Genomic DNA, 6,571 nt, shown 5'->3' on the forward strand with positions numbered 1-6,571 from the left:
TGCCCGGCGATGCGTTCCAGCGCCTCGATCTGCTCGCCGACGGTGACGGCGACGCCGGGCATGGTCAGATTGCGGCGTGGCCCGACAGCGCTGCCGTCGATCCCCGCCGCATGGATCAGGAAGTTGACCGCCGAGCGGGGGCTGGCATGCGTGTGCACGACCGAGCGCGGCACCGGCAGGATCGCCTCATGGCCGCTCAACGGCTCGCGGATGATGCCCGAGAAGAAGCCCCACGCCGCCTTGTTCGGCTTGCCCGGCCGCACGCAGATGGTCGGCAGCCGGATGCCGATACCGTCGAAGAACCCGCGCCTGGAATAGTCGGCCAGCAGCGCTTCGCTCATCTGCTTCTGGGTACCATAAGAGGTCAGCGGCGTCGGATGGAAGTCATCGGGAATGACGTCCGGGAACGGCGCGCCGAACACCGCGATCGACGAGGTGAAGACGACGCGCGGCGCAAAGCCCGCCACCCGGATGGCATCGAACAGGGCGCGCGTGCCATCGAGATTGACGCGGTAGCCGAGTTCGAAATTCGCCTCCGCCTCGCCGGATACGATGCCGGCGAGATGAAAGACGACGTCGGGGCGCGATGCGACCAGGCGCTCGGTGGCACCCGCTTCGGCGAGATCGCCGGTGTGCAGCGTGACGCTGACGCCATCCAGGCTCGGCGCCTGTGGCGGCACGATATCGTGGAGATCGAGCGCGGTGATCTTGCCCCCGCGCAGCGTCCCGTCCTTGGCCAGCCGGGCGATGAGCTTGCGGCCGACCATACCCGCGGCGCCAGTGATCAGAATGCGCATGTCGAAGATCCCTTGCCTATTTACCCTGGTTTTTGCGCTGGTTGCGGGCGCGCAGCCAGAACACCGAGAAGAACGCCAGCACGAAGACGATGCCAAAGGCGCCGGCCAGCACAGTGGAAAGGCTGCCGAGTGCCAGCATCACGGTCGGCAGATAGTAGGCGCCTATACCGAACAGCAGCATGATCCACGCGGCAGCGATGACCGCGTTCCTGGTGTCGCGGTCCATCATGCCGCGTCCGGAGGATGGGCGTTCGTCAAGCTGGTTTTCAAGGTTTTGCAACTCCTGAGGCAGGACGATCGACATCGATCGATCCGGTCCTAGTGATGGTGGTCGTGATATGCAGCCGCTTCATGCTCGTGCCCGTGGTCGTGCTCGTCGCCATCGTCGGCGCATTGCCCGAATTCCGGTTCCACGGTGGCATGGCTGATGCCGTGCTCGCTGGCAAGCCGCTTCTTGACGGCACTCACCGCCTGATGCGCATCGACGCCCTCGTCTAGACAGGCATGCAGCGTCGCCATATTGCTGGTCCCGTCGAGCGACCAGACATGCATGTGGTGCACTTCGCGTACACCGTGGATCGTCGTCTGGATATCCCTGGCGATCAGATCTCGGTCGAGGCTTGGCGGCACGCCCTCGAGCAGGACATGGGCGGCCTCCCGCATCAGCGACCACGCCGTGTAGAGGATCAGCAGTGAAACCAGGACCGACAGGATCGGGTCGATCGGCGTCCAGCCGGTCGCCAGGATGACCAGCGCCGCCGCGATGGCCGCCGCCGAGCCGAGCAGGTCGCCAAGCACATGCAGGATGGCGCCGCGCATGTTCAGGCTCTCGCGGTCGCCGCCATGCAGCACGAAGAACGAGCCGAGGTTCACCAGCAGGCCGAGGATCGCCACCACCAGCATCGGCCCGCCAAGCACCGGCGCCGGCGCCTGCAGGCGTCCCCAGGCTTCATAGACGATCCACAGCGCGATGACGAAGATGGCGATGCCGTTGGTATAGGCCACCAGCGTCTTGACCCGGCCGAAGCCATAGGTGAGGCGAACGGTCGCCGGCCGGCCGCCAAGATGAAACGCATACCAGGCAAGGCCGAGCGCGATCGAATCGGCGAGCATGTGGCCGGCATCGGCCAGCAGCGCCAGCGAGCCCGTGAGGATGCCGCCAAGCGCCTCGGCGACCATGAAGCCGCCGGTCAGGCAGGCTGCGATCAGAACGCGTTTCTTGTCGGTCGAGCCATGCACATGACCAGGGCCGTGACCGTGCCCGGTGTGATCGTGGGTATGTGCCAATAGTGAACTCCTAAGCGCCGAATTCCGCGCGAAAATCCTCGAGCCGTCGCTTCTGCCGGCCGTCGCCATCGAAATTGGCCGGATCGAGCCACGCCTCATAGGCACTGCGCAGCGCCGGCCATTCCTTGTCGATGATCGAATACCACGCAGTGTCGCGGTTTTCACCCTTGACGATGAGATGCTGGCGGAAAATGCCTTCGAACTTGAAGCCGAACCGCTCGGCCGCCCGCTTCGATGGCTCGTTGCGGTTGTTGCACTTCCATTCGTAGCGGCGATAGCCGAGCCCGTCGAAGATGTATTTCATGAACAGGAACTGCGCTTCGGTTGCTCCCGGCTTGCGCGAGATGAGCGGTCCCCAATAGATGTTGCCGATCTCGATGACGCCGTAGGCCGGATCGATGCGCATCAGCGTCTGGCGTCCGGCGACCTTGCCGCTGGCCTTGTCGATGACGGTGAAGAACAGCGGATCCTCGCTGGCCTCGACTTTGTCCAGCCATGGCTGGAAGGCGGCGCGGGTCTCCGGCGGATAATCGGGCAACCAGGCGAAGCGGTCGTCGATATCGGACACGGAGGACGCTTCATAGAGGCCGTCGCCGTGTTTTGCAGCGCTCAGCGGTTCAAGCCGGACGTATCGACCGTCGATGGTCTTGCGTTCAGGCCGCGGACGCGGTTGCCAATCCCTGAGATTTTCCGACACCGAATGCTCCAATCCGTTTGACTTTTGCGGGCTGAGGCTCACAAAAACGCGACCCAACAGCAAGAACCACACGGACGGGAAAAATGCTCCACACGATTTCGGCCTTCGACCGCCTTGGCGAGGAAAACGCCTTCGCCGTGCTTGCGAGGGCCACAGCACTTGCCCAACAAGGCCGCGACATCGTCAATCTCGGCATCGGCCAGCCCGACTTCAAGACGCCGCAGCACATCGTCGAGGCGGCGATCAAGGCGCTGCGCGACGGCCATCACGGCTACACGCCGGCCAATGGCCTGCTGGCGACGCGCGAGGCGGTGGTGCGCCGCACGCTGACCACCACCGGTGTCGAGATATCGCCCGAAACGGTGATGATCCTGCCCGGCGGCAAGCCGACCATGTTCGCCGCGATCCTGATGTTCGGCGAGCCCGGCGCCGAGATCCTGTACCCGGACCCCGGCTTTCCCATCTACCGCTCGATGATCGAGTTCACGGGTGCGGCACCCATTCCCGTGCCGATGCGCGAAGAAAACGGCTTTGCCTTCTCGGCCGAGGAGACGCTGGCGCTGATCACCTCGAAGACCAGGCTGCTGATCCTCAACTCGCCCGCCAATCCGACCGGCGGCGTCACGCCTCGCGCCGAGATCGAGAAACTGGTCAAGGGGCTGGAGGCGCATCCGCAGGTCGCCATCCTCTCCGACGAAATCTACGACGTCATGACCTATGATGGCGAGACGCATTGCTCGCTGCTCGGCTTTCCCGAAATCCGCGACCGGCTGATCGTGCTCAACGGCTGGTCGAAGACCTGGGCGATGACCGGCTGGCGCATGGGCTGGTCGATCTGGCCGAATGGCGACAAGGGCGCCCATCTCTACGACAAGGTGCGCAAGCTGGCGGTCAATTGCTGGTCCTGCGTCAACGCGCCGAGCCAGTTTGCCGGCATCGCCGCCATCGACGGCCCGCAGGACGACGTCGACGAGATGATGCGCGCCTTCGACCGCCGCCGGAAGATCGTCGTCGAGGGACTGAACGCCCTGCCCAACATATCCTGCATCACGCCCAAGGGCGCGTTCTACGCCTTCCCCAACGTCTCGAAGACCGGCTGGAAGGCCAAGAAGCTCGCCTCGGCACTGCTCGACGAGGCCGGCGTGGCGCTGATCGGCGGTCCCGATTTCGGCATTCTCGGCGAAGGCTATATCAGGCTCTCCTACGCCAATTCCGAGGAGAACATCTTGCGCGCGCTGGAGCGGATCGGAGCGTTCCTGGCGAAGTAGGCTTCAAAGCAGGCCGGTGGCCTCTTTCCGGGTGGTTGCGGCTGGCGACAATGATGGTGTCATGATCTGTCCGGACACGCACGGCCAAGGCTGGGCGGGCGTGTCGGGAACCGCTACGCTCCCTGGATCAGGATCGAAGCAGGTGACATAAAATGTTCTACGCAATCCTTGCCTATCACGTGGAAGATGCGATCAAGGCGCTGACGCCGCAGGAAGATGCAGCACTTATGGCCGACCTGCTGAAGATCAACACCCGGCTTCATGAGGAAGGCACGCTGGGGCCGTCCGCGCGTCTGGGCGCAACACAGGATGCCATCACCCTGCGCGGCCCGGGCGACGGTGTGATCATCGACGGTCCTTTCGCCGAAACCAAGGAACAGTTGCTCGGGCTCTATGTCGTCGACTGCGCCACGCGAGACGAGGCCATCGCGATCGCCCGCGACCTTCGCCGCGTCAATCCCACCGCCGTTTACGAGATCAGGCCCATTCTGCTGTTCAAGCCCGGCGTGCCGCTGGCCGGGAAATAAAACCATCCGGCTGGGTCCCCGCTGCTTCGCAGCGTCCCAGCGTTCGCCGGCCTTTCATCGTGCCACTGGCACGATGAATTCGCTTACGCGAACCGGGCTGCTCACCCACGCCCGACAAACGGCATCTTGGTCGCCATCACGGTCATGAACAGCACGTTGGCGTCGAGCGGCAGGCTGGCCATGTGGACGACGGCGTCGGCGACGCGCTGAACATCCATCACCGCTTCGGCTGCGATCGAGCCATTGGCCTGCGGCACACCGACCGTCATCGGCTGCGCCATGTCGGTCAGCGCATTGCCGATGTCGATCTGGCCGCAGGCGATGTCATAGGGCCGACCGTCGAGCGCCAGCGTCTTGGTCAGTCCGGTGATGGCATGCTTGGTCGCCGTGTAGGGCACCGAGCCCGGGCGCGGCGCATAGGCCGACACCGAACCGTTGTTGATGATGCGGCCACCCATCGGCTTCTGCTTGCGCATGGCGCCAAAGGCGGCACGGGCGCACAGGAACGAACCGGTGAGGTTGACGCCGACGATATCGTTCCACACTTCGACCGGTATCTCGTCGATCGGCGTCGATTTGTAGCCCATGCCGGCATTGTTGAAGAGCAGGTCGACACGGCCGAAGGCCGCCGCCACGGTCTCGAACAGATCGTCGACCTCGCCTGCCTTGCTGATATCGCAGGCAACCGCCAGGGCCTTGGCGTCGGTGGACCCGGCCTCAGCCACGGCTGCATCCAGCACGGATTTGCGGCGTCCGCAGAATACCGTGTTCCAGCCGGCCCTGAGCAGCGCCGTGGCGACGCTCTTGCCGATGCCCGTGCCGGCCCCGGTGACGATGGCGGTTCTTTGCTCGGTCATGGCTATTGTCCTCCGGCAGCGCTGCGCTTGCTCGACTGATTTTGGGGGGTTGGCTCGAAAAGGAAGGCATCGCAAATGACGGCGGCGATGGCAAGCGTGTCCATCCGGCCGGACCGACAAAAAGGGCGGCCATTGGCGACCGCCCCTGATCTGAACCGGGCTTGGGAGGAGGAAAAGCCGATCCGACTGTGTTGAATGATGCGCTTGCTGGGTTAATGAGCGGTTAACCCGGAAAGTGCCCCCTGTGCCGTTTTGGCCTACCAGCGCGGATTGGGTGACGTCCCGGCCTTGGCCGGCACCTTGGCCGCCGAAACCGTCGCCTCGACATGGTCGACCAGCGCGTCCGGCAGGCCGAGCCGGCCGGCAAGCAGGTCGAGATAACCGCGCTCGGCGCGTGTGTCGGGATCGATGGTCAGGCGCGACGCCGTGTAGAGTTCGAGCTTCTGCGCATCGGTCTTGGCGCCGGCCACCAGCGTGTCGAGGTCGAGCGGGCTTGCCAGCTCCGCCATCAGGAACTTTTCGGCGTCGGAGCCTATGCCGGCCAGGCTGAGCTTGCCGGCGATCTTCTGGCGCTCTTCATCGTCGATATGGCCATCGGCCTTCGCCGCCGAAATCATCGCCCGCACCAGGGTCAGCGTGAATTCGTCCTCGCCTTGCGGCGCCTGCGACGGGTGGAAGGGGGTATCCTTGGGCGGCGGCAGCAATTCCGGTTCACCGGCCGCCGGTGCTTCCGCGGGCGCGTTGCCGGCCTTGTAATTCTGGTAGGCCTTGTAGGCGAGGCCGCCGATCGCGGCCAGTCCGCCAAGCTTCACCGCGGCGCCCGTCACGTTGCGGCCAGTACCGGTTCCGAGCAGCACCGCGGCCAGCGCACCGGCGGCCAGCGGATTGTCCTTGGCCATCTGCACGGCCTGCCCCGCCTTGTCGCGAACGGTGCCGCTGGTGCCGGGGATTTGCGAGCCGAGCAGATCGTCGAGAAGCTTCTTGGGATCGAACATTCAGTGCCTCCAGGATTTGCCCGGCCAACGGGCGGGTTTCGAACGTCGAAGACGTAGGTCCCGAAACTTGACATTGCAATGACAGGCAGCCGCTTTGCAGCAGCACGATGCTGGATCAGGAGCCGATATGCGGCCCCCTGCCC

At 64.6% G+C, this 6,571-nt stretch carries 8 protein-coding genes; 2 read left to right on the forward strand and 6 right to left on the reverse strand.

Translation table 11 applies throughout. The features are described from left to right. The 4 genes from EN994_RS13175 to EN994_RS13190 form a co-directional block, all read right to left on the reverse strand. A partial coding sequence (locus tag EN994_RS13175) for an SDR family oxidoreductase (protein WP_164745896.1) occupies nt 1-797 on the reverse strand: 797 nt, incomplete at its 3' end. Nucleotides 798-813: 16 nt separating this feature from the next. Then, nucleotides 814-1,026, reverse strand: a complete 213-nt coding sequence (locus tag EN994_RS13180) for a hypothetical protein (RefSeq protein ID WP_013529748.1) — start codon at nt 1,024-1,026, stop codon at nt 814-816. A gap of 89 nt (nt 1,027-1,115) precedes the next feature. Beyond that, nucleotides 1,116-2,084 carry a cation diffusion facilitator family transporter gene (locus EN994_RS13185; RefSeq protein WP_063168938.1) on the reverse strand — a complete coding sequence of 323 codons (969 nt, stop codon included), beginning with the start codon at nt 2,082-2,084 and terminating at the stop codon, nt 1,116-1,118. A 10-nt stretch (nt 2,085-2,094) separates the two neighbouring features. Continuing rightward, nucleotides 2,095-2,781, reverse strand: coding sequence for a GNAT family protein (locus EN994_RS13190; protein WP_063170329.1), 687 nt, complete (start codon nt 2,779-2,781; stop codon nt 2,095-2,097). Between the two features lie 83 nt (nt 2,782-2,864). On the opposite strand from EN994_RS13190, the gene EN994_RS13195 reads away from it, so the two are divergent. Continuing rightward, complete coding sequence (locus EN994_RS13195) at nt 2,865-4,049, forward strand: pyridoxal phosphate-dependent aminotransferase (protein ID WP_024502719.1); 1,185 nt, start codon at nt 2,865-2,867, stop codon at nt 4,047-4,049. Between the two features lie 152 nt (nt 4,050-4,201). After that, nucleotides 4,202-4,576 carry a YciI family protein gene (locus EN994_RS13200; RefSeq protein WP_013529744.1) on the forward strand — a complete coding sequence of 125 codons (375 nt, stop codon included), beginning with the start codon at nt 4,202-4,204 and terminating at the stop codon, nt 4,574-4,576. Nucleotides 4,577-4,677: 101 nt separating this feature from the next. On the opposite strand, the gene EN994_RS13205 is transcribed toward EN994_RS13200, so the two are convergent. Both EN994_RS13205 and EN994_RS13210 read right to left on the reverse strand, forming a co-directional pair. Further along, nucleotides 4,678-5,433 (reverse strand): SDR family oxidoreductase, encoded by a 756-nt coding sequence (locus EN994_RS13205; RefSeq protein ID WP_063168939.1) that lies wholly within the window; start codon nt 5,431-5,433, stop codon nt 4,678-4,680. A gap of 257 nt (nt 5,434-5,690) precedes the next feature. Then, on the reverse strand, nt 5,691-6,428 hold the full coding sequence (locus tag EN994_RS13210; protein WP_024502721.1) for a tellurite resistance TerB family protein: 738 nt from the start codon (nt 6,426-6,428) through the stop codon (nt 5,691-5,693). Between the last annotated feature and the right edge of the window lie 143 nt (nt 6,429-6,571).

This window comes from Mesorhizobium sp. M7A.F.Ca.CA.002.09.1.1 (genome assembly GCF_003998555.1).
Taxonomy (GTDB): domain Bacteria; phylum Pseudomonadota; class Alphaproteobacteria; order Rhizobiales; family Rhizobiaceae; genus Mesorhizobium; species Mesorhizobium ciceri.

Excerpts from the sequence above, each read along its gene's own strand:
- EN994_RS13205 (WP_063168939.1), bottom strand. The coding sequence starts at position 5,433 with ATGACCGAGCAAAGAACCGCCATCGTCACCGGGGCCGGCACGGGCATC.
- EN994_RS13180 (WP_013529748.1), bottom strand. The coding sequence starts at position 1,026 with ATGATGGACCGCGACACCAGGAACGCGGTCATCGCTGCCGCGTGGATC.
- EN994_RS13195 (WP_024502719.1), top strand. The coding sequence starts at position 2,865 with ATGCTCCACACGATTTCGGCCTTCGACCGCCTTGGCGAGGAAAACGCC.
- EN994_RS13210 (WP_024502721.1), bottom strand. The coding sequence starts at position 6,428 with ATGTTCGATCCCAAGAAGCTTCTCGACGATCTGCTCGGCTCGCAAATC.
- EN994_RS13200 (WP_013529744.1), top strand. The coding sequence starts at position 4,202 with ATGTTCTACGCAATCCTTGCCTATCACGTGGAAGATGCGATCAAGGCG.